Origin of the sequence: Aquabacter albus (assembly GCF_040049275.1) — a bacterium.
Lineage (GTDB): Bacteria > Pseudomonadota > Alphaproteobacteria > Rhizobiales > Xanthobacteraceae > Aquabacter.
Genome location: NZ_JBDZDT010000006.1, coordinates 1 through 19,481 on the forward strand (window position 1 = coordinate 1; position 19,481 = coordinate 19,481).

The 19,481-nt window shown below is 65.3% G+C and carries 16 protein-coding genes; 13 read left to right on the forward strand and 3 right to left on the reverse strand.

Annotated features, from left to right (window positions below):
• Together ABLE91_RS15635 and ABLE91_RS15640 are read left to right on the forward strand one after the other, a co-directional pair.
• Nucleotides 1-97, forward strand: a 97-nt coding sequence (locus ABLE91_RS15635; RefSeq protein WP_348930610.1) for an IS3 family transposase, incomplete at its 5' end; no start/stop codon positions are given.
• 454 nt (nt 98-551) lie between these two features.
• A complete protein-coding gene (locus ABLE91_RS15640; RefSeq protein ID WP_348932093.1) occupies nt 552-1,679 on the forward strand; it encodes a CRISPR-associated endonuclease Cas3'' in 1,128 nt (375 codons plus the stop codon).
• Between the two features lie 410 nt (nt 1,680-2,089).
• Here ABLE91_RS15640 and ABLE91_RS15645 read toward each other — a convergent pair whose 3' ends face one another.
• Together ABLE91_RS15645 and ABLE91_RS15650 are read right to left on the reverse strand one after the other, a co-directional pair.
• The gene (locus ABLE91_RS15645; protein WP_348932094.1) at nt 2,090-2,767 is read right to left on the reverse strand and encodes a hypothetical protein; all 678 of its coding nucleotides are present in this window, start codon (nt 2,765-2,767) and stop codon (nt 2,090-2,092) included.
• A 38-nt stretch (nt 2,768-2,805) separates the two neighbouring features.
• The gene (locus tag ABLE91_RS15650; protein WP_348932096.1) at nt 2,806-3,729 is read right to left on the reverse strand and encodes a tripartite tricarboxylate transporter substrate binding protein; all 924 of its coding nucleotides are present in this window, start codon (nt 3,727-3,729) and stop codon (nt 2,806-2,808) included.
• 738 nt (nt 3,730-4,467) lie between these two features.
• Here ABLE91_RS15650 and ABLE91_RS15655 point away from each other — a divergent pair.
• From ABLE91_RS15655 to ABLE91_RS15665, 3 genes are all read left to right on the forward strand, one after another.
• Nucleotides 4,468-4,665 (forward strand): DUF4167 domain-containing protein, encoded by a 198-nt coding sequence (locus ABLE91_RS15655; protein WP_348932097.1) that lies wholly within the window; start codon nt 4,468-4,470, stop codon nt 4,663-4,665.
• 306 nt (nt 4,666-4,971) lie between these two features.
• Nucleotides 4,972-6,429 (forward strand): DHA2 family efflux MFS transporter permease subunit, encoded by a 1,458-nt coding sequence (locus tag ABLE91_RS15660; RefSeq protein WP_348932099.1) that lies wholly within the window; start codon nt 4,972-4,974, stop codon nt 6,427-6,429.
• Nucleotides 6,430-6,641: 212 nt separating this feature from the next.
• A complete protein-coding gene (locus ABLE91_RS15665) occupies nt 6,642-9,518 on the forward strand; it encodes a DUF4114 domain-containing protein (protein WP_348932102.1) in 2,877 nt (958 codons plus the stop codon).
• A 97-nt stretch (nt 9,519-9,615) separates the two neighbouring features.
• Here ABLE91_RS15665 and ABLE91_RS15670 read toward each other — a convergent pair whose 3' ends face one another.
• Nucleotides 9,616-10,335 carry a transporter substrate-binding domain-containing protein gene (locus ABLE91_RS15670; protein ID WP_348932105.1) on the reverse strand — a complete coding sequence of 240 codons (720 nt, stop codon included), beginning with the start codon at nt 10,333-10,335 and terminating at the stop codon, nt 9,616-9,618.
• A 499-nt stretch (nt 10,336-10,834) separates the two neighbouring features.
• On the opposite strand from ABLE91_RS15670, the gene ABLE91_RS15675 reads away from it, so the two are divergent.
• Genes ABLE91_RS15675 through ABLE91_RS15710 form a run of 8 tightly spaced genes read left to right on the forward strand, consistent with a single transcriptional unit; the run spans nt 10,835 to nt 19,425 of the window.
• On the forward strand, nt 10,835-12,541 hold the full coding sequence (locus ABLE91_RS15675) for a methyl-accepting chemotaxis protein (protein ID WP_348932108.1): 1,707 nt from the start codon (nt 10,835-10,837) through the stop codon (nt 12,539-12,541).
• Complete coding sequence (locus tag ABLE91_RS15680; RefSeq protein ID WP_348932110.1) at nt 12,534-14,069, forward strand: chemotaxis protein CheW; 1,536 nt, start codon at nt 12,534-12,536, stop codon at nt 14,067-14,069. Before ABLE91_RS15675 ends, ABLE91_RS15680 begins: the two co-directional genes overlap by 8 nt.
• Nucleotides 14,066-15,154: a chemotaxis-specific protein-glutamate methyltransferase CheB gene (gene cheB, locus ABLE91_RS15685; RefSeq protein WP_348932112.1), complete on the forward strand. Its 1,089-nt coding sequence runs from the start codon at nt 14,066-14,068 to the stop codon at nt 15,152-15,154. The genes ABLE91_RS15680 and cheB overlap by 4 nt, the downstream gene beginning before the upstream one ends.
• Nucleotides 15,145-15,759: a HEAT repeat domain-containing protein gene (locus ABLE91_RS15690; RefSeq protein WP_348932114.1), complete on the forward strand. Its 615-nt coding sequence runs from the start codon at nt 15,145-15,147 to the stop codon at nt 15,757-15,759. Before cheB ends, ABLE91_RS15690 begins: the two co-directional genes overlap by 10 nt.
• Nucleotides 15,752-16,600 carry a CheR family methyltransferase gene (locus ABLE91_RS15695; protein ID WP_348932116.1) on the forward strand — a complete coding sequence of 283 codons (849 nt, stop codon included), beginning with the start codon at nt 15,752-15,754 and terminating at the stop codon, nt 16,598-16,600. Before ABLE91_RS15690 ends, ABLE91_RS15695 begins: the two co-directional genes overlap by 8 nt.
• Nucleotides 16,593-16,982: a response regulator gene (locus ABLE91_RS15700; protein WP_348932118.1), complete on the forward strand. Its 390-nt coding sequence runs from the start codon at nt 16,593-16,595 to the stop codon at nt 16,980-16,982. The genes ABLE91_RS15695 and ABLE91_RS15700 overlap by 8 nt, the downstream gene beginning before the upstream one ends.
• On the forward strand, nt 16,979-19,180 hold the full coding sequence (locus ABLE91_RS15705; RefSeq protein ID WP_348932120.1) for a chemotaxis protein CheA: 2,202 nt from the start codon (nt 16,979-16,981) through the stop codon (nt 19,178-19,180). The genes ABLE91_RS15700 and ABLE91_RS15705 overlap by 4 nt, the downstream gene beginning before the upstream one ends.
• A complete protein-coding gene (locus ABLE91_RS15710) occupies nt 19,177-19,425 on the forward strand; it encodes a hypothetical protein (RefSeq protein WP_348932121.1) in 249 nt (82 codons plus the stop codon). Before ABLE91_RS15705 ends, ABLE91_RS15710 begins: the two co-directional genes overlap by 4 nt.
• The last annotated feature ends 56 nt before the right edge of the window (nt 19,426-19,481 follow it).

Here is a 19,481-nt window from a genome sequence, read left to right on the forward strand (position 1 = left end):
CGACTACATCGAGCGCTTCTACAATCGCCGACGCAGGCACTCGACGCTAGGCTATCTGAGCCCGATCGAGTTCGAGGAGCGAGCTAAATTAGCTTAACCTGGTGTCCACAAAACCGGCGGCAGGCCAGCGCGGCGTGCGTGTGGAACCAAATCCCGGACGTTTGTTGGCGCTTCGAACCAAGAGCAGGAGCGAGGAATCGCTGCCGTAACTCTACTTAGCGGACGTTACGAACTTCTGAGATGGGTCAAGGGCGGAAGCCGCTGCGAATGTAGCTCACTGAAATTGCGTGAGTTTTGAGACTAAGAACAGAGATGCCTAAGCTATTGCGTTTGCTGTATGCGCAGTTGTGTCTCAAAATTTTTAAATTATGCACACTCAGCACAATCATGAGACATACACTGCATGCTTTAGGCTTGACCGATAATAAACCCTCATGGAAGCGCTGCTAGTTTTTCGCTTATTAAATTTCTGCAGCACCTTGATAGTAATCATCAATTAGATTTAGGGTATGATATCAATAATAAAATAATATGATCGAAGATCTATCACCATGTACACTCGAAATATGTGTTACGCACATTCTACAGTTCGCACTGATCGTTCTGATTGGCAGCCACTATTTAAACATTTAGAGAATGTTGCCGAAGAGGCCGCCAGATTTGGAGGCAAGTTTGGAGCGTCGGAGGCGGCAGGCCTGGCCGGCCTCCTGCACGATCTCGGGAAATATTCCGAGCCTTTCCAGTCTTATATTCAGGGGCGTGGCAATAGCGTCGATCACTCAACGGCTGGCGCCCGGGAGGTGCTTCGGCTCGCCGAGTCTCGGCCCGCCAAACTTGTCGCGGAGTTGCTGAGCTATGCTATTGCCGGCCATCATGCCGGACTGCCGGATCGTGCCGGCATATCGGGTTCGCTGAACGACCGGCTGGACCCCAGGACACGGGCAATTCCCTCGCTCCTCCCTCACTGGCGGGATGAGGTGGCGCCGCAGGCCATGAACCTGATGCCGACCGGATTCAGCCTTATCCAGGACAAAGAGCGGATTGCGTTCCAGATGGCCTTTCTCGGCCGGGCGATTTTCTCCTGTTTGGTAGACGCGGATTTTCTCGATACCAAGGCTCATTACGTTGAGACCGAAGGGCGAATTGTCGATCGCACATGGCCTCTTTTGGGCGAGCATGTGGACTGCCTGATAGCTGCATTCGACCGCCATATGACGGAGAAGCTGGAGCAACTGCCCGAGGACCGGCGCCAGGCTCCGCTGAACCTGCTCCGCCGGGACATCTTGGCCCACGGCGCGGCAAGGCGCACATGCCGAAGGGCATTTTCACCTTGGAGGTGCCCACGGGCGGGGGCAAGACGCTGGCTTCCTTCGCGTTCGCATTGGAGCATGCGCGGCATTGGAACATGGACCGCATCGCCTCTCATGCAGAGGCGTGGATCGAAACATGACGCACCTCCGTCCTCGGAGAGCGCGCGGCGGGTCGCCTCTCATGCAGAGGCGCGGATCGAAACCTTTCCAGCCAACGGTTCTCTGGAGTTCCGCGGGAGGATCTTCTCGTTCTGGGGTACAGGCGACCAACCTAAAATCGCACAAGAATCAGATCCGCCCACACGCCTTCCATCGCTCATCCTGCCGGGCCACCAATCTTTTCAAGGGTTTTGGCTAAGCGACCCTTGATGCTCACATGCCGCCGCCAACGAAACCGCCACCGATACGACTTTTTTGGTGCCTCCCCGTCTTCGGTTTTCCACCTTTGCAATTGCGCCCCGCTGAGATGGAGCCCAGCGGGGCGCATGGCCGCTTTGGCTTCGGCCGGATTGGCGCCAGCAATCGTGTTTCGGGAGGCTGGCGCCGCTCCGATGCTATCCGCGCTTAGCTTGTGCAGAACATGCGCCCGCAAATCAGGTTGCGGTCAGCTGCCCGGCCCCATCGCAGAGAGATGGCCCTCCTTGAGGCCGCCACCAAGCCGACCATCGCTGAACAGGTGGCCCCTCGCCCGCGCAACTACGCGCGCACAGGCTTGGGCGCCGCTGAGGCGATCCATGGGGGAAACCATGGATCGCCTCAGTCTTATCGTCGGCGCCCGGTCAGTTTGGAGAGACGCGGTACAGCTGCCGAAGGTAGGTGACGCCGGCAAGAGGCGCGGTACTCACGCTCCCCAGCATCGATCCGGCCTTTGAGACCGCATCGCGCAAATCCTCGACGTCATTTCCCTCGACCAGCAATGCCCAATCGAGCGTGCGGTCGCCCCGCCGCACATGCTGTCCGCTTGCGCTGGCAGAAAGGGTTTCGTCCCGCTCGAGCAGCTGGCACGCGATGATGCCGGGCTGCTGCATCAGAAAGGGTGCCGCCTGCTCCAGGAGGTGGCTGCGCAGGCCCTCCTCCTCCTGCGAAGAGGGAGAGAACGGAATCACCGCAAGCGCTGTTCCCTCGGCTTCGCCCAAGGAGCCCGACACCCGCGCGACAGTCCGGATGGCGTTCTTGAATCGCGTGATGTAGTGGCGGCTCGCCGGGTCCGGATTCGTCACAAGCTTCAGATAGTCCGGTGATTGCAGGATGTATTTGTCCTCCGCCTCGTAGAAAGCGAAGTATTTCGGGCCGGGGCTGACATTGATATAGCGACGCCCACGCACGAACCCCGGCAATCCGAGAATGCGGTCGCGCATATGCTCTCGATTGTACCAGTCCTTGAACCCCGGCTCCTCTTCCGCCGCTATATCCATGAACGTGCACAGAACGGTCTTCGTCCGTCCGGTTGCTGGCATCTCGTTTCTCCCAGATAAGTTTGTATGCCGTGCCCGGTTCATGGGCCGATGGCCCAAAGAGCCTCGACGGTCTTCTTTTCTTCTTGGACATAGGACCGCAATTCGGCGGAATCCTTCAGGAAGGGAACCATGCCAAGATTTTTCATGGCATCGAGAAACTTCGGATCCTTAGAAACAGCCTTCAGGCTGTCGTCCCACACCTTGGTGACCGATGCCGGCAGACCGGGAGGCCCGGAAACGGCGGTCCAGAACAGGATCTGGACCGAGGGATAGCCCAGTTCCGCCATGCACGGCACGTCGGGCAAGTTGGGCAAGCGTTCTGGAGACGCCACCGCCAAGGCCCGCACCTTGCCCGCCTGCAGCATCGGCGCCATGGAGACCCAGGAGCCGGCGCCCATCATCACGTGCCCACCCGCGGCCATGGTTCCAGGCTCGCTGCCTCCCTTGGTGGCGACGGGCCGCGTATGCTTGATGTCGACCCCCGCCGCCTTGAACAAAGCGCGGAACGCGAAATCCTGTCCGCCCGCGCCACCCAGCGAGGTCCAGGTGAAGCTCCCGGGGTCCTTCTTCAACTGATCAATGGCCTCCTGCATGGTCTTGAATGGCGAGTCCGCCGCCACCACAAAAACCTGTGGCGTCTGGGCGACCGACACCACGAAGGTGCGGTTCATGACCGGAGTTGGAGGGTTCTTCACCACCACCTCCAGCATGGAGGCGGATGCCGCGGAATCGATCAGAAGCGTGTAGCCGTCTGGAGGGGCCCGCATGACTTCCTCAACCGCCGGAATGGTGTTTCCTCCCGGTTTGGAGACCACGCGAACCGGGACCTTCCAATATTCCTCCAATGCCTGCGCCACGGCGCGCCCACTCAGGGTGGTTGAGCCACCCGGTGCGAATGGGACGATGAGATCAATGGCTTTATTGGGATAGGACTGGGCTGAGGCACTGCCCGGCAGCACCATGGTGGCGAGCGCAAGGCTCGCGGCAAGACGCACGAAGCGCATTCTTCCCTCCCTGCCGCTGCCTATTTCTTTTGATCGGCAGCGTTGTTATTCAGCGCCATCGAAGGCGCTGCATGATCCCGCAAAGGTCGTGCCAACCGCGGACGGAGGCTGCCGCTTCCCCAGGGGGCTGCAGCGAGGAGATTCGGACATCAGCATGTGAGCGCTTTGTCGCTGCGGCCTACACACCTGTGTGCTCCGCGGACATGTAGCGCGGCCAGCCTCGACATTCCTTCCTTGCCCATTCGGCAGCCGCCCGGTGGCGTCGCCCAGGTCACACGAGCGCTGGCGGGCCGCTGAGGTGTGGTCACGGGGCGTTGCGACTGCCCCCAAGACGCAAGGCGCGACGGAGGCTAAAGCTGCCGACTAGAAGCGGATAATCTGGCGCGCCGGCCTTTCAAAAGACTCAGTCTGCCCCCACATTCCCATCAGCCGACCAAGTTCGGCTTACCGGACGCACGGCGCCCGAGCCCCAAACTCCCAAACTCATTTCGACCACCGGCACATCCGGAAGGTCTGCCGTGGCAGCACTGTGCGCCACCGCCTTGGAGACCCATGAACAATACGACTGAACAGCGCATCGCGCCTCGACCCGCACCCACGCCTCTTCGTTCCAGCCCCGACTGGCAGCCACAACCCTGCGGACTGTCTCGCGAAGAGCTCAGGAAAATCATTGCCGACCAGATCGGCTAGAGATCCATGAACACACAACAGAAAGCACAACGGGCGCCCCGGAAGGCCCGTCCCCCATCAGGCAGCGGCGACGATGCCCGTCGGAAATACGAGCATTTCACCGAGCTTGCTCGCGCAGAGACGGCCAAAGGCGACGCCATCGCAGCGGAGAACTATCTGCAATATGCAGAGCACTATTATCGCTCGATGGCCAACATTCACTGATGATCCAACCTGAACGACGATAGATCGGCGCTCCTTCGGCCCGCGGCCAAGCCGACCGGTGCTGAACACGTCGCTGCCATCCGTGCCCGCGCGTCGGCGCACCGGGCCGAGCGCGTGATGCACGGGCGCCGTGCCTCTTACGCTAGAGGAGATGCGCGATCCTGCCGGATGCCTCTTCAGAGCCATGCGCCACGAGGTATTGCGCCCACGCCAGCCTGATGATTGGAACGCAGAAGGCGCCCGCTTGCCGGGCAGCGGCAAACCGACGGGTTATCCGTCGGCAGCAAGAAGCCGGGCCATTGCGTAATGACTGTTTCGGACAAAGCGTCTGAAGGGCCGACCTTCGCCACGGAACGTGATCCCCGCCTGCGCCTGATCATCCCGATCGTGGTGGGCCTCGCCTTCCTGATGGAGCAACTCGACTCCACCATCATTGTTACCGCCATCCCGGATATCGCGCACAGCCTCGATACACCGCCGCTGAGCATGAATCTCGCGGTGACCACCTATGTGCTGGCGCTCGCCATGTTCATCCCGGTGAGCGGCTGGTTTGCGGACCGCTTCGGCGCGCGCCGCATCTTCGCCCTGGCGCTGTTCACCTTTACCCTCGGTTCCATGCTGTGCGGCATGGCCACCAGCTTTCCCATGCTGATCGCCACCCGCGCGCTCCAGGGCATCGGTGGGGCGATGATGACACCGGTCGGCCGGTTGATCCTGATCCGCAGCTTCCCGCGCAGCCAGCTCATCACGGCCATGACCTACATGACCGTGCCCGCGATCATGGGCCCGGTGATCGGCCCTCTGCTCGGCGGCGTGCTCACCACCTATGTGTCCTGGCGCTGGATCTTCTATGTCAACGTGCCGTTCGGCATCATCGGCATGCTGATGGCGCTGCATTTCGTCGAGGAGCGCACGAGCGAAAGCTCGGCGAGCTTCGATTTTCCCGGCTTTCTCATGGTCGGCGTCGGCTGCGCGTTGCTGGAATACGGCATCGAGAACATCGGTCGGCCCACCATCCCCGTGCCGGCCATCGTCGCGGTGATCGTCGTTGCGGTGGTCCTCCTCCTGCTGTTTGCCCGGCATGCCCGCACCGCCAAGGCCCCGGCGGTGGACCTCACGCTCTTCCGGGTTCGCTCCTTTCGCATCGGTACGGTGTTCGGCGGGCTGACCCGGATCGGCATCAACGGAGTCCCCTTCCTTCTGCCGCTCATGCTTCAACTCGGCTTCGGCATGAGCCCCATCGTCTCCGGCTCCCTCACCTTCGTGTCCGCCTTCGGCGCGCTGTTCATGCGCCGGTCCCTGTCCTGGCTCATGCGGCTCTACGGCTTCGGACACATCCTCACCTGGAGCGCGGTCGCCTCTGCGCTCATCATCGCCGGCTTCGCCTTCATGAAACCGGACACGCCGCACTGGTTCATCTGCCTCTACGTCATCATCTTCGGGCTGGCCCGCTCGGCGCAGTTCATGACGTCCAACACGCTGTCCTACGCGGAGATTCCGGCAGCCCAGCTCAGCCGCGCCACCAGCCTCGGCGGCGTGCTCCAGCAGCTCAGCGTCTCCTTTGGCGTGTCTGTCGCTGCCATGCTGCTCGGCCTCCTCACCCAAGACGGCCTGCCACTCACCACGGAGCGCTTCCACGAGGCATTTCTGATGATCGGGATTATCCCGCTCCTCGGTGTGCCGGGGTTCTTCCAGCTCCGGCCCGAGGACGGCGCCACCGTCAGCGGCCATGCGGGCAGCAGGAAGAACGAGGCCGGCGGATAAGCTGGTCTAGCCGCGCGCATCACCAGACACGATGACCGCCCCGCCGTAACTTCATGGTCGCCGTCTGCACCGCGCAATCGTCGGTTATTGGTTATGAGCCTGGAGTTCAAAATGCAGCCGGCACGGGCTTGGTAGGCCCCGGGCTTCTTGTGGCGCATTTCGCAGCCGCACATAATGCGGCCATTGATGTCGGTGTGAGTCATGTTTTTCTAATGCCGCAAATTCCCAATTCGTCCTTTCTCGATTTCTCAGCCTGGAATCGGACCACCACGACCGACGTTCCCACCGCCTATGGCTACGCGGACAGCGACGCCTATACGGTAACCGGCAACACGGTCACCATGACAGTCGGGCTGACGCTGGAACGGGCAAACGATCCCTCCGCGCTCCTCAGCGCGGACTGGGCCGACCGCCAGAAGTCTCTCGCCCTGCTCAACGCCTCGGGCACGCTCTGGAACACCTTCGGCGCCGATGCCGGCACATATGCGACGGTCGCCGAGAGCTTGAAATTGCAGGGGATCACCATCCTCGGTTCGGATGAGGGCTATGTCAGCTCTCCGGAATCGCGGACCATCTGGGTGCAGCTCGACAGCAGCCAGTTCAATCAGCTGTTCGGCACGCCCCTGCTCGGCCTCCGCGCCTCGGACAATACCGGCGACATGCCGAACGTCCTCTATTGGGACGGCAACCTCTCCTTGTCCCAACCCTGGGCCTCGGCCATTTCGGGTCTGTGGGTGGACTACATCACCTCGCCCAACGAGATGGCGATGCCGGGCACCAATACGCCCGCGACGCCGAAGGACGGAGCGCAGGTCATTGGCAATTACGCCGCGACCTCGGCGGTGCTCTATCCTGACGCGATCGCGAAGCTCTACAATTTCCCGCTGACCGACTCCAGCGCGGTGACCGACCCTCTCGCCCTGGTGGAACCCCTTATCGGCGCTGCGCTGCCCGCGGGCTCCTTCCAGGATCTGCTCAATAGCTATCTTGCCAAGTTCACGAACGCGCAGCAAGCCGGCTACTACGTCGTGGGCGCCCCACAGCAATGGCTCGATGGGGGAACCAATTCGGGCGAGCGCTCGCTGGATGTGGGCGTCGTCGCCGGGATCAATCCCGGCAGCCAGGTGGGGCTCTATACCGGGTCGTCCTTCGCCGACATGAGCTATTACACGGCCTTCCAGGGAGCCATCTGGGATCTGGTCAACAATCCCGGGGTGATCTCGTCCTCCTATACGGACTGGATGTCGAACTCTCCGGATTCCCCCTTCCTCGCCGCTTATCGCGAACTGTTCGTGGATGCCGCGCTACGCAACATCGCCGCATTCACGGCGGCAGGCGACGTCGGATCGAGCCACAGGATCGCAAACGGCCTGCCGAACGTGCTTCAGGACCAGACCAGCCTCTATGGCATCATGGTGGGCGGCACCTCGCTGAGCACCTTGGGAACCGCGCTCGACGATCCCACGCTCAGCCATCTGGTCAGCCGCGCGAAGAACGGGAATCTCGATGTCCTTCACACCCTGGTCCAGGCGGGTCTGAAGGACCTGCCCCACGATGACGAGACATGGGCCGTCCTGGTTGAGACGGTGTGGAACCGCTACAAATATGATGCGGGCATCGACACGCTCAATCCGGGCTTCAATTCTCCCGTCCAGGCCGGCGGAGGCGGCGTCGATACCACCCAGCCGACGCCCGGCTATCAGACCGACTATGGCCTTCATCCAATCTCCGCCGGGCCGGACGGCGGCACGGGACGCGGCGTCCCCGACGTCTCGGCGGCGTCAGGCGGCAACCTCAGATACGATCTGCCCAGCGGCGACATGACCAGCCATGGAGGCGACATCGGCACCAGTGCCGCGACGCCGCTCTGGGCCGCGCTCACGCTCCAGATCCAGACCATTTTCGAGGATCAGGGCCTGCCGCGCCCCGGCTACATGAACGACCTGCTCTATATCGCCGCCGTGGTGGCGCCAGCATCGTTCAACGACATCACCATCGGCAACAACACATCCAGCTACTTTGGTGGCGGCTCCACGACCAGCATCATCTACAACGAAGACGGCTCGAAGAGCACGAGCAGCATCACGCCGACCGGCTATGGCTACGAGGCCGGCCAAGGCTACGATTATGCGACCGGCCTCGGCACGCCCAACGGTCTGCTGCTGGCGCGGGCACTCACCGCCATCGCCCATGCCCAGTGGTCGTTCGACACGCCGGGCGTGCTCGCCGGCAATGCGAGCACCGGATGGACCGGCGGCGTATCGGAGAGCCTGATCTTCCAGTCCACGCTCTCGAGCGAGTCCCAAGTGAGCATTGGAATTGATGGAACCACGCTCTCGTTCGACATCCACAAGGCGGGTGCCTATGCGTGGTCGAACCAGTTCGCCCAGCAGGTGCTCCAGCCAGACTTCTCCTCAGATCTCGTCACCGCGTTCGACCAGCTCTCCCATGGGCGCGCGCTCCAGGCCAACATCGATGCCGGCGCGAGCCTGAGCGTGGAGATCGGCGGGATGGCGGCCTCCGCGCCGCAGGCGTCGCTGTCGAACCCGTACGGCTTCGTGACCTTCGGCGCCGATGCGGGGGAGGTGCAGGTGGCGCGGGTGGTCGCGGTCGCGCAGACCGTGGATGCAGCGGACGACCAGACCGCCGTGGTGCGCATGCGCCAGAACGGCACGCAGTCCAACGCCGTTCTGTTCTACCGGGTGGACGATTACGCCGGCACCATCGATGGCCTGAAGCCGGGCGACGCAGGCTACGAGGCTGCGGCCCACGCCCGCGCCTATCAGACGACGGAGGGCCACACCTGGGTCGAAGGCGCGGGCTACGGGAAATACGCGCAAGCCGAGATCACCGGCGTGAACGGTGGCGACCTCATCGCCATGGAGCTGATGTCCGACAAGCAGGTCTTCTCGGCATTCGCGCAGGCCAACGAAACCGGAGCGGACGGCCTCCACGTGGGCCATATCTGGAATTACGGCCTGAACACCTGGGGCTGGGAAGACCAGGTGGGCGGCGGCGATCTCGACTACAACGATCTCGTCGTCCAACTCGACTTCACAAGCGCCACCGGCCACCAATGGCTGGTTTGACGATATAGCCACGCCTCGGTGATCGACGGCGCACCATTGAGACCCCGAGGCAGCGGATTCGCCTCTAAAGGATCGATCGCCCGAGGGTCACGGCGGGCTAGCGCGCCGCGGTGAGCCCTTTGACGCCGTGCCGGTCGATCAGGCGTTCCACAAGGCGGCTGCGCTTCGCCTCCGTGACGAAATCCTGCAAGAAGGCCGCCCCTGCCGCATTCGCCCGCGCGGTGCCGATGGCCTGCTGCACGGTGGTGAAGCCTCCCTCCAGGACCCGCGATCCGGGCAGGCGCTCGGCGTCCGCCAGCAGACGGGGACGCAGGCCCGCAAGGGCATCCAGTTTCTCATCGATGAAAAGCTGGAGGGAGGCATCGATGCTCGGTGCGCGCCGGACTTCCGCATGGCGGATGTTGCGCGCCAGCCAGAGATCATAGGCGCTGCCACCGCTCACACTGATGCGCACACCCTCCCGGTCCACCTCCGCCAGCGCGCCGATCGGCGAGCCGGCGGGAACGAGATAGGTGGATTCGATCTCGGCATAGGCCTCCGTGAAGGCGATCTTCTCCGCCCGCGCCGGCTCGGCGCCGATGAGGGCGATGTCCCAAACATCCTGCCCGGCCGCTTCAGCCAGCGCGTCTGGCCGGGGAAAGGGCACATAGCGCACCGGCACGCCAAGCCGCTCTGCAATGGCCGCCGCCATATCGGGTGAGACTCCTTCCGGGTCGCCGGAGGAGGTGCGGCCGGAAACCAGCAGGAAGTTGGAGAGGTTGATGCCGGCGCGCAGGACGCCGGTCGGTGCGAGGTCCTGCAAGATGATGTTGGTCATGGGAGGCGTCCTGGCGCTCATCGGTTTGCCCAACCCGGGCCGGGAGCCTTTGGGCGCGCCGAAGGCAGGTTCCAACCACGATAGATGGCCATCACCCACAGGAGCAAGCAGGGCACAGTTCGGCCATGCCAAAGGCTGGAGCCACTACGGCATTGATCCAGCCCGGAGATGGCGCGTGTCCTCCTCCAGGCGGCTCCAGCCATTCCCCTTTCCCTTTTGTACGTGATGATCTTCACGTGGTAACCAAGACGCTTGTCGTCGAGGCCCCTCCTGAAGCGAGCGCAGCATGGCTCTGGTCAAAAGCTCCAAAATTGCCACGCGGGCGCGGAACGCTGATCCGGAAACGAAGTCACCAGCCTCAACCGCTCCCGCAGCGCGGCGAAAAAGCCCGGCAAAAACCACGCACGACAAGCTCTCCGAACGTCTGGCGGCGGCCACGGAGCAATTGGCGAGCGGGCTGAGCGAAGCGTCAGCCGCGGCCGAGGAGCTCCGCCAGGCCATGGAGCAGACCGCAGCCGGCGCCGAGGAAGCCGCCGGCGCGTCGCAGGAGCAACTGGCGGCCATCTTTCAAATATCCCGCAGTTTCGGCACTGCCCGGACCCATGCGGAATCCTCCCGGCGCAAGACGGAGGCCGTCCAGGAGGTGCTGTCCGAGACCACGGTGCAGATCGCCACCACGGTGCGGGCCATCGAGCACAATGCCGAGCGCCAAAGCGGGTCCGTCACGGTCATCGCGGAGCTGGAGCAGCGCGCACTGGCCATCGGCGAGATCAGCCGGACCGTCAGCGGCCTCGCCGACCAGACCAACATGCTTGCGTTGAATGCCGCCATTGAAGCGGCGCGGGCCGGCGATCACGGACGGGGCTTTGCCGTCGTCGCTGAGGAGGTGCGTACGCTTGCCGAGCAGTCGGACTTGAGCGCACAGGAGGTCCAGCGGCTCGCGGAACGCATCAGCGCCGACGTGCGCGGCGTGGCCGTGTCCATCCAGGCATCGGCGCAGACAGCAACCGAGGAGGCCAAGGCGGGCCTGCTGGTGGTCGAAACGCTCGACGCCATCCGCCTGGACATGAACCGGATATCCCAGGGCAGCGAGGATACGCTCACCGGATCCATTGAGGCCGAACGCTCCGCAACGGAGGCCCAGCGGGGTTCAGAGCAAGTCGCGTCGGCGGCCGAGCAGCAGTCCGCTGCGGCGGCCGAGGCCCAGCAGGCCATCGCCCAGCAGGCGCAGTCGCTCGATCAGGGCCTGACCGCGGCGCAGATGCTCGCCACCTTGAGCGAAGCCGTGCGCTCCGGCGGGGCGGACGGCACTGCCGCCGAGCAGATCAGCGCGACGGCGGAGGAGCTTTCCGCCACCATCCAGGAGCTGTCGAGCGCCGCCAGCCAGATCATGGCTGCGGTCGATCAGATCAATCGTGGATCCCAGCAGCAGGCGGCCGCCACCCAGCAGACCTCGGCCGCGCTCACGCAGATAGAGAACAGCGCCAAGCTGGCCCAGAAGAATGCCACCGTTGCAGGCGACCGCATCCAGCTCATGATCGCCGCGCTGCAGGACAGCCGCGCCTCGGTCGAAAGCCTGTCCCGCGGAATGACGGCGGGGCTGGAGGCGGCGCGCGGCAACCTCAGCGCCATCCTGCGCATCGAAACCCTGGGGCGGACCATCGAGAAGACCGTCGACGCCATCGCGCTGGTGGCCGTCCAAACCACCATGCTGGCCGTGAGCGGGGCCGTGGAAGCAGCGCGGGCCGGCGAGTTCGGCCGGGGCTTCGCCGTGGTCTCCAAAGACATCCGCTCCCTGGCGCACGAGGCGTCGGACAGCATGGGGAGCGTCAAGGACACGGTCCAGGGCATTCTCGATCAGGTGAATGCGCTGAAGCGCGATCTCGAGCAGTTCATCACATCCGCCGAAGCCCAGTTGCAGAACAACACCGTCATCTCCGCCACCCTGCAGAAGCTGGACGGGGATGTGGCCGCGCTCAGCGCGGCAGCCACGCAGATCTTGCAGGGCGCCAGCGACATTCTTTCCGCCGTGGAAGAGACCGCGGCCGGCGCGCGGCAGATTTCCGCCGCCGCCGAAGAAGCCGGCGCCGCGGCCCGCCAGGCGGCCACGGCCGCGACGGAGCAGGCCAAGGGCGCGGAGGATCTCGCGGCCGCCATCGAGGAGATCGCCTCGCTCGCAGATGAGCTGAAGACACAAAATGGCTGACCGCGCTCAGCCCGCCTTGAAGCCGGCCGGCGACCGGCGACGCTTCCTGACCTTGCGGTCGGACGCGGACCTCTATGCCCTGCCGGTCGAGATGGTGAGCGAGATCATCTCTGTGCCGCAGGTGGCGCGGGTGCCCATGGCCCCCAAGAGCCTTCTCGGCATCGGCAACCTGCGGGGCACCGCACTGCCGGTGGCGAGCCTGCGCGGGCTGCTGGCGCGGGAAACCGACAGCCCCCAGCCCGCCGGCGTTGCCATAGTGCTGAAAGGCGGCGCGCCCATCGCGCTCACGGTGGACAAGGTCGAGGCCCTTGTCGCGGTGGATGCCGACGGCATCGAAACCCGCCAGGCGGAACTGGCCGCTGCGCCGGGAGAGCGGCTGAACGGTGCGTTTCCCTATGGCGCCGGCGAAAGCGGAACGGTCGCCAAGATCTTGGACATAACGGGGCTGATCGGCAGCGCCTTCGCACAGCGCGCATCAAACCGCCGACCCGTTCGCGAGGGGCTTGATCTCGAGGTCGCCTGGGATGGCGAGAAGGGCACGGCGCATCGCGGGCGGATGGTGACATTCGAGGTCGCGGGCCAGGAGTTTGCCCTCGCGCTGGAGGATGCGCGGGAGATCGTCCCCGTCCCCGGGCGCTTCACCCTCATGCCGCGGGCCGAAGCCCTGGTGCTTGGCATGATGCCCTATCGCGACACCCTCCTGCCCCTGTTCTCGCTGCGGGGCCTGCTGGGCCTGCCGGAGGGCGAGCGGGACGAACGCGAGAAGGTCATCGTCACCAGCGTTCACGGCGCGATGGTGGGGCTGATGGTGGACCGCATGCGCTCCGTCCTGCCCATCGATCCGGAGCTGATGGAACCTGTGCCGTCCGTTCTCGCAGCCCGCACCGGGGGGGAAGCGCGGATCAGGTCCATCTATCGTGCGGAGGAGGGCCGCAGGCTGGTCTCGGTCCTCGCGCCCGAGCATCTGTTCGGGGAGGACGTCATGCAGCGTTTAGCGGCGGGGAATGCGTCATCTCCGGTGGCGGCCGAAGCTGCGGCCGGGGAAAAAAAGCCGCTGCACTTCCTGGTGTTCCGGCTGGGTGAGAACGAGTTCGGCCTTCCCGTGGACGCGGTCGATGAGGTGGCATCGGTGCCGACGCGTTTCACGCGGGTGCCGAAGACGCCAGCCTTCCTGGAAGGCGTGGTGAACCTGCGCGGCGAGGTTCTTCCCGTGGTGGATCAACGCCGCAGGTTCGGCATGCCGCCGCTTGAGAGCGGCGCCGGACGCCGGCTCGTGGTCACCCGCACTGCGCGCCACCGCGCCGGGATCATCGTCGACAGCGTCTCCCATGTCCTGCGCACGTCGCAGGACATGATCGAGCCGGCGCCGGACCTTGCGGGCGAGGAGACCCGCCTGGTCCACGGCGTCGTCAACCTGCCGGAAGAGGGGCGCATGGTTCTGCTGCTCGACCCGCAGGAGCTTCTGACGCGGACCGAGCAAGGTCTGCTGGACGCGTTCGCCGCCCGCACGGGGCGCGTCGATTTGTGATCAAGATCCTGGTGGTGGACGATTCCGCCCTGGTGCGGAAACTTCTGGGCCAGGTTCTGGCCGCAGAGCCCGACTTCGAGGTGCGGTTCGCCCGGAACGGCGTCGAGGCCCTCGATCAATTGGCGGTTTTCGAGCCCGACGTCATCACCCTGGACGTCCACATGCCCCAGATGGACGGGCTCGCGTGCCTCGACCGCATCATGGTGGAGCGGCCGCGCCCGGTGGTGATGGTTTCCTCGCTGACCGCGGAAGGCGCGGACGCCACGCTGGAGGCACTTCGTCTGGGCGCGGTGGACTTCGTCGCCAAGCCCACGGGCGCCGTCTCGCTGCATATCGAGAAGATGGCGGCCGAGCTGGTCGCGAAGGTGCGCGGGGCGGCCCAGGCAAAGCTGAGGGCCAGCCTGCGGCTGAAGGAGCGCGTGCGCCACCGCATCGGCACCCGCGCAGCCGCTAGCCCGAAGCGTGAATCATCCCCCCGGCGAACCCCTGTTCCACAGGCGTCCGGGGAAGGCCTCGTGCTGGTGGGCACCTCCACCGGGGGCCCGCCGGCCCTCGAAGCCCTCCTGACCGCCCTCCCCGCCGGTTTCCCCTGGCCGGTCCTGGTGGCGCAGCACATGCCGGCAACATTCACCGGGCCGCTGGCGCAGCGCCTCGACACTCTGTGCGCGGTCACGGTCATGGAGGCCGCCCAACCGACCCTCCTCCAGCCCGGCCACGTCTATATCGGGCGGGGCGATGCCGATCTCATCGTTGCGCGGCGGGCGGCGGGCCTGATGGCCATGGCGGCACCGTCCCAGGCTGGATATCCTTGGCACCCGAGCGCGGACCGTCTGGTGCGCAGCGCGATGGACCACCTGCCCGCAAGCCAGCTCATAGGCATCCTGATGACGGGAATGGGAAATGACGGCGCCGAGGCAATGGCGCTGCTGCATCATCAGGGCGGGCGAACCATCGCGGAGGCCGAGGAGACGGCCGTTGTCTGGGGCATGCCGGGTGAACTGGTCCGAAGGGATGGAGCGGACTTCGTCGTGCCCCTTCCCGCCATTTCCGGCTGCCTGCTTGGATTGGTCCCCTCATGCCGCTGATCCGCAACACCTCTCAAAAGCCATCCGCTCCGCCGCCGTCGCACGCCGGCCTGACGAGCGGCACGAGCGAGGAGCGGTGGGCCGCCGCGCGCGCCGCCGCCAACTCCGCGGGGAACGTGGCGGCCCTCGAGGCCGCGCTTTCGGAAGAGCGGGACCCCCGTGTGCGCGAGGCGATCTTCACGAGCCTGGCCCTCATCAACACCGATGAAAGCGTGAGGGCCGTGCTCCAGCATGTGCGCTCGGACGATGCCCGCGTGCGGACCGGCGCCCTCGACGCGCTGCGCGCCATGCCGGAGCGGACCGCCGGCCATCTGCCGGCATTGCTGAGCGATCCGGATTCCGACGTGCGCCTTCTTGCCTGCGAACTCTGCCGCAGCGTGCCGCTCGCCCAAATGCACGAGATGCTCGGGCGACTGCTGGCGACGGAGAGCGAGGCCAATGTCTGCGCCGCAGCCGTGGACGTGCTCGCCGATTGCGGAGGGCGGGAAATGCTCCCTGCCCTTTCCCAATGCGCGAACCGCTTCGGCAACGACCCCTTCCTTGCCTTTTCGATCAAGGTCGCCATCCAGCGTATCGCCTCGCAAAGACCTGACCAACGTGAATGAAGCGGGCGAGACCGACGAGGAATTCCGCAGGCTCTGCGACTTCCTCTACCGGCGAACCGGAATGATCTTCTCCGACAGCAAACGCTACTTCGTGCAGCGGCGGATCGCCGAGCGCATGGCCGCCACCGGGTCCGCGTCCTTCGCCAGCTACTTCGCCCGGCTGCGCAGCGACGTGGCGGGCGAGACCGAGCAGTTCATCAATGCCTTCACGGTCAACGAGACGTATTTCTACCGGGAAGATCACCAGTTCCGTTGCCTCACCACCGACCTGTTGAACAGGCGCTTGAAAGACAAGGCCCCGGGCGAGGCGATCCGCATCTGGTCTGCGCCCTGCGCCACCGGTGAGGAGCCTTATTCGATCGCCATGTGGCTGCTTGAGAACTGGCCGCAGGTGGATGAGCACGATGTGGAGATCATCGGCTCCGACATCGACACCGCCGTCCTGGAGGCCGCGCGCGCCGGGCGTTATGGCCGGCGGGCCTTGATGCGGCTGTCGGACGCGCTGGTGGAGAAGTATTTCGTCCAGGCCGGGCCGGAGAGCTGGCACATCATCGAGGAGCTGCGCCAGTCGGTTCGCTTCACGCCCGTCAACCTGTCCGAGCCCGGGCAGACCAGGAGCCATGGCGTCTTCGATGTGATCTTCTGCCGGAACGTCCTGATCTATTTCGATGATGCGTCGCGCCGGGTCGCGGCCGAGAATCTGTTCGAGAACCTCGCGCCCGGCGGATATCTTTGCCTTGGGCACACGGAATCCATGAGCCGCATATCGCCTTTGTTCGAAGTGCGCCGATATGCGGATGCCATCGTCTACCAGAAGCCGGGAGGAGGCGCCGATGGCTGAGAACGTGAGGAAACGGGTCCTCGTGGTGGACGATGCCGGCCTCGTGCGGCTCTATTATCGCGAAGCACTCGAAGGTGCCGGCTATGAGGTCGACGAGGCGCTGAACGGCCTCGAAGCGCTGGAGAAGCTGCTTCTCACCCCCGCCGACCTCGTGGTGGTCGATGTGAACATGCCGCAAATGGATGGCTTCACCTTCCTGAAAGCCCTGCGGCGGCAGGCTCGGCCGCTATGCGCCATTCCGGCGCTGGTGATCAGCACGGAGGCCGGCCCGCAGGACTTCGCGGCGGCGCAGGCGGCAGGGGCGAACTTCTATCTGGTGAAGCCGGTGAGCCAGAGCATTCTTGCGGACTATGCCGCCCTGATGTGCGGAGCGGGCGCGTGAACGAACTGCTCCAGCAATTCCTCATCGAGGCGCGCGAGCTGGTGACGCAAGCCACCGATGATCTGCTGGCGCTCGAACACACGCCGGGCGATGCGGGCCGCCTCGACAGCGCATTCCGTGCCTTCCACACGCTCAAGGGCGCGGCCGGCATCGTGGATTTCGATGCCATGGCACGCGCGCTGCACGCGGCGGAGGACGCACTTTCCCAGTCCCGCGCGCAAGCCCAGCCGATAACGCCCGCGCGGGTCGGCGACTATCTCACCTGCCTTGATCAGGTGGTGCAGTGGCTCGACCATATGGAAGCAACCGGCGAGCCGCCGACCGATGCGGAGGCGAGCGCCGCCGCCATCGCGCGCCGCTTTGGCGAGGTGCCAGCGCCCGCGCCCGCAGCGGCGGCTCCGGGTGATCGCTGGGTGCGCGACCTGCTGGAAGGGTCGACTGCGGCGGGCACGGCACGAACCGCCTTGCGCTATCGCCCCGCCCCCGACAGCTTCTTCCGGGGCGAGGATCCGCTAAAGCGCGTGGAGGCCCTTCCGGGCTTGCTCGCCCTTCGCCTGGAGCCGGCCGGGCCTTGGCCCATCCCGGAGGAACTCGACCCCTTCACCTGCCGCCTGGTCTTTCTGGCGCTGCTGTCCGGGCCGCCCGAGACGGTGGAAGGGCTCCTGGAAGCCGTGCGCGATCAGGTGGACATCGTTCCGCTCGATGAGCCCACGGCGGACCAGCCGGAGGGATCTTCGCTGCCCGCCCCGGCGCGGGCGCTGCTGGAAGCGCAAGTCCGGCTGCTGGCGGGCCATGGTGGCGAGGGCGCCTCCGGGCGGCTCTCTTCGGCCGGCCGGGTGGCCGTGAACGTGCTGCGGCATGTGGGTGAGGCTATCCTGGCGGAGAGCGTATCCCGGGCCCTGGCGGCCAGCGAAGAGGCGAATGATGCCGGCCTCCTGTCCTCGGCCATCGGCATGGCGCTTGCCGGCCCCGCCGCCCCTTCGGTCGAAGCCGAAGGATCGGGGGCGCCGAGCCCCCAGGAGACCGTGGCACGGACGCTCCGGGTGGATGTGGAGCGGATCGATGCCCTGGTGAAGCTCACCGGGGAGCTGACCATCGCGAAGAATGCGGTGGGGCACCTCTCGCGGCTGGCCCATAAGGGCGCGGACCTCCCCACCATCGCCGCCGGCCTGAAGGACCAGCACGCGCTGCTGGAACGGCTGATGGACGAACTCCAGGGCGCGGTCCTGCGCCTGCGGGTTCTCCCCCTGCGCCACGTCTTCCAGAGATTTCCCCGGCTGGTGCGGGAGATTTCGGCGGAGCTCGGGAAGCCGGCGCAGCTGGTCACGGAGGGCGACGCCACCGAGGCGGACAAGGCCATCGTGGAGGCCCTCTTCGAGCCGTTGCTTCATGTCATCCGCAACGCCGTCGATCATGGCATCGAACCCGCCTCGCGCCGGGCGGCAGCGGGGAAGCCCGACCTCGCAACGGTGCATCTGCGCGCGGTGCGCCAAGGCGAGAATGTTTTGGTGGAGGTGCAGGACGATGGCGGCGGCATCGATGTCGCGCGCATTCGCCAGATCGCTGCCGAGCGAGGCGTCGCCACGGCCGAGGCGGTCACCGCCATGGGCGACGCCGAGGTGCTCGATTTGATCTTCCGGCCCGGTTTCTCGACCGCGGACACCGTCACGGACCTTTCCGGGCGAGGTGTCGGGATGGATGCGGTGCGGACCTCCCTGGCGCGGATGGGCGGCCGGGTGGGCGTTGAAACCCGGCCGGGAAAAGGCACAAAAGTGCGGTTCACCCTGCCCTTCACCGTCATGGTCACGCGCGTCATGACCGTGCATGCGGGCGGGCAGGCCTTCGGCATCCCCATGGACATGGTGGTGGAGACGGTCCGGGTGCCGCGCGGACGCATCGTGCGCATCGGGGCGGCCGAGGCGTTCGCCCTGCGCAACCGGACCGTGCCGCTGGTGTCGCTGACAGGGGCGCTCGGCGAGGCCCGACACCGCCCCGCGACAGGGGACGCAAATATCGTGGTGGTCGGCATGGGCGCGCAACTGGGCGGATTTGAAGTCGACAGCCTCGGCGAACGGCTCGATGTCATCCTCCAGCCCATGGACGGCATCCTGACCGGCATGCGCGGTATCGCCGGAACCACCCTGCTGGGCGATGGGCGCGTGCTGCTGGTGCTGGACGTGCAGGAGATGCTCGAATGACCGTCCGCCTCGTCGAGCCCGATACACTCCTCCTGGAGGGGGAATGCCCGGCGGAAGATGCCGAGACGCTGCTTTCGCATCTCTGCGCCCGCCCCGCCGCCCGCGTGGACTGGCGCGGGTGCGAGCAGGCCCATGCCGCCGTCGTCCAGGTCCTCTTCGCCACTGGCGTTGCGCTGCAGGGTCCGCCGGCGGGAGCCTTCCTGCGAACCTGGGTCGCGCCCGCGCTCACAAGCCGCATTATCTGATGCATCTTTGTGGACTGCGTGGAGTTGAGATAGAAGAAACTCGATTTCTGATGCTT

Excerpts from the sequence above, each read along its gene's own strand:
- ABLE91_RS15640 (WP_348932093.1), top strand. The coding sequence starts at position 552 with ATGTACACTCGAAATATGTGTTACGCACATTCTACAGTTCGCACTGAT.
- ABLE91_RS15645 (WP_348932094.1), bottom strand. The coding sequence starts at position 2,767 with ATGCCAGCAACCGGACGGACGAAGACCGTTCTGTGCACGTTCATGGAT.
- ABLE91_RS15650 (WP_348932096.1), bottom strand. The coding sequence starts at position 3,729 with ATGGTGCTGCCGGGCAGTGCCTCAGCCCAGTCCTATCCCAATAAAGCC.
- ABLE91_RS15655 (WP_348932097.1), top strand. The coding sequence starts at position 4,468 with ATGAACACACAACAGAAAGCACAACGGGCGCCCCGGAAGGCCCGTCCC.
- ABLE91_RS15660 (WP_348932099.1), top strand. The coding sequence starts at position 4,972 with ATGACTGTTTCGGACAAAGCGTCTGAAGGGCCGACCTTCGCCACGGAA.
- ABLE91_RS15665 (WP_348932102.1), top strand. The coding sequence starts at position 6,642 with ATGCCGCAAATTCCCAATTCGTCCTTTCTCGATTTCTCAGCCTGGAAT.
- ABLE91_RS15670 (WP_348932105.1), bottom strand. The coding sequence starts at position 10,335 with ATGACCAACATCATCTTGCAGGACCTCGCACCGACCGGCGTCCTGCGC.
- ABLE91_RS15675 (WP_348932108.1), top strand. The coding sequence starts at position 10,835 with ATGGAGCAGACCGCAGCCGGCGCCGAGGAAGCCGCCGGCGCGTCGCAG.
- ABLE91_RS15680 (WP_348932110.1), top strand. The coding sequence starts at position 12,534 with ATGGCTGACCGCGCTCAGCCCGCCTTGAAGCCGGCCGGCGACCGGCGA.
- ABLE91_RS15690 (WP_348932114.1), top strand. The coding sequence starts at position 15,145 with ATGCCGCTGATCCGCAACACCTCTCAAAAGCCATCCGCTCCGCCGCCG.
- ABLE91_RS15700 (WP_348932118.1), top strand. The coding sequence starts at position 16,593 with ATGGCTGAGAACGTGAGGAAACGGGTCCTCGTGGTGGACGATGCCGGC.
- ABLE91_RS15710 (WP_348932121.1), top strand. The coding sequence starts at position 19,177 with ATGACCGTCCGCCTCGTCGAGCCCGATACACTCCTCCTGGAGGGGGAA.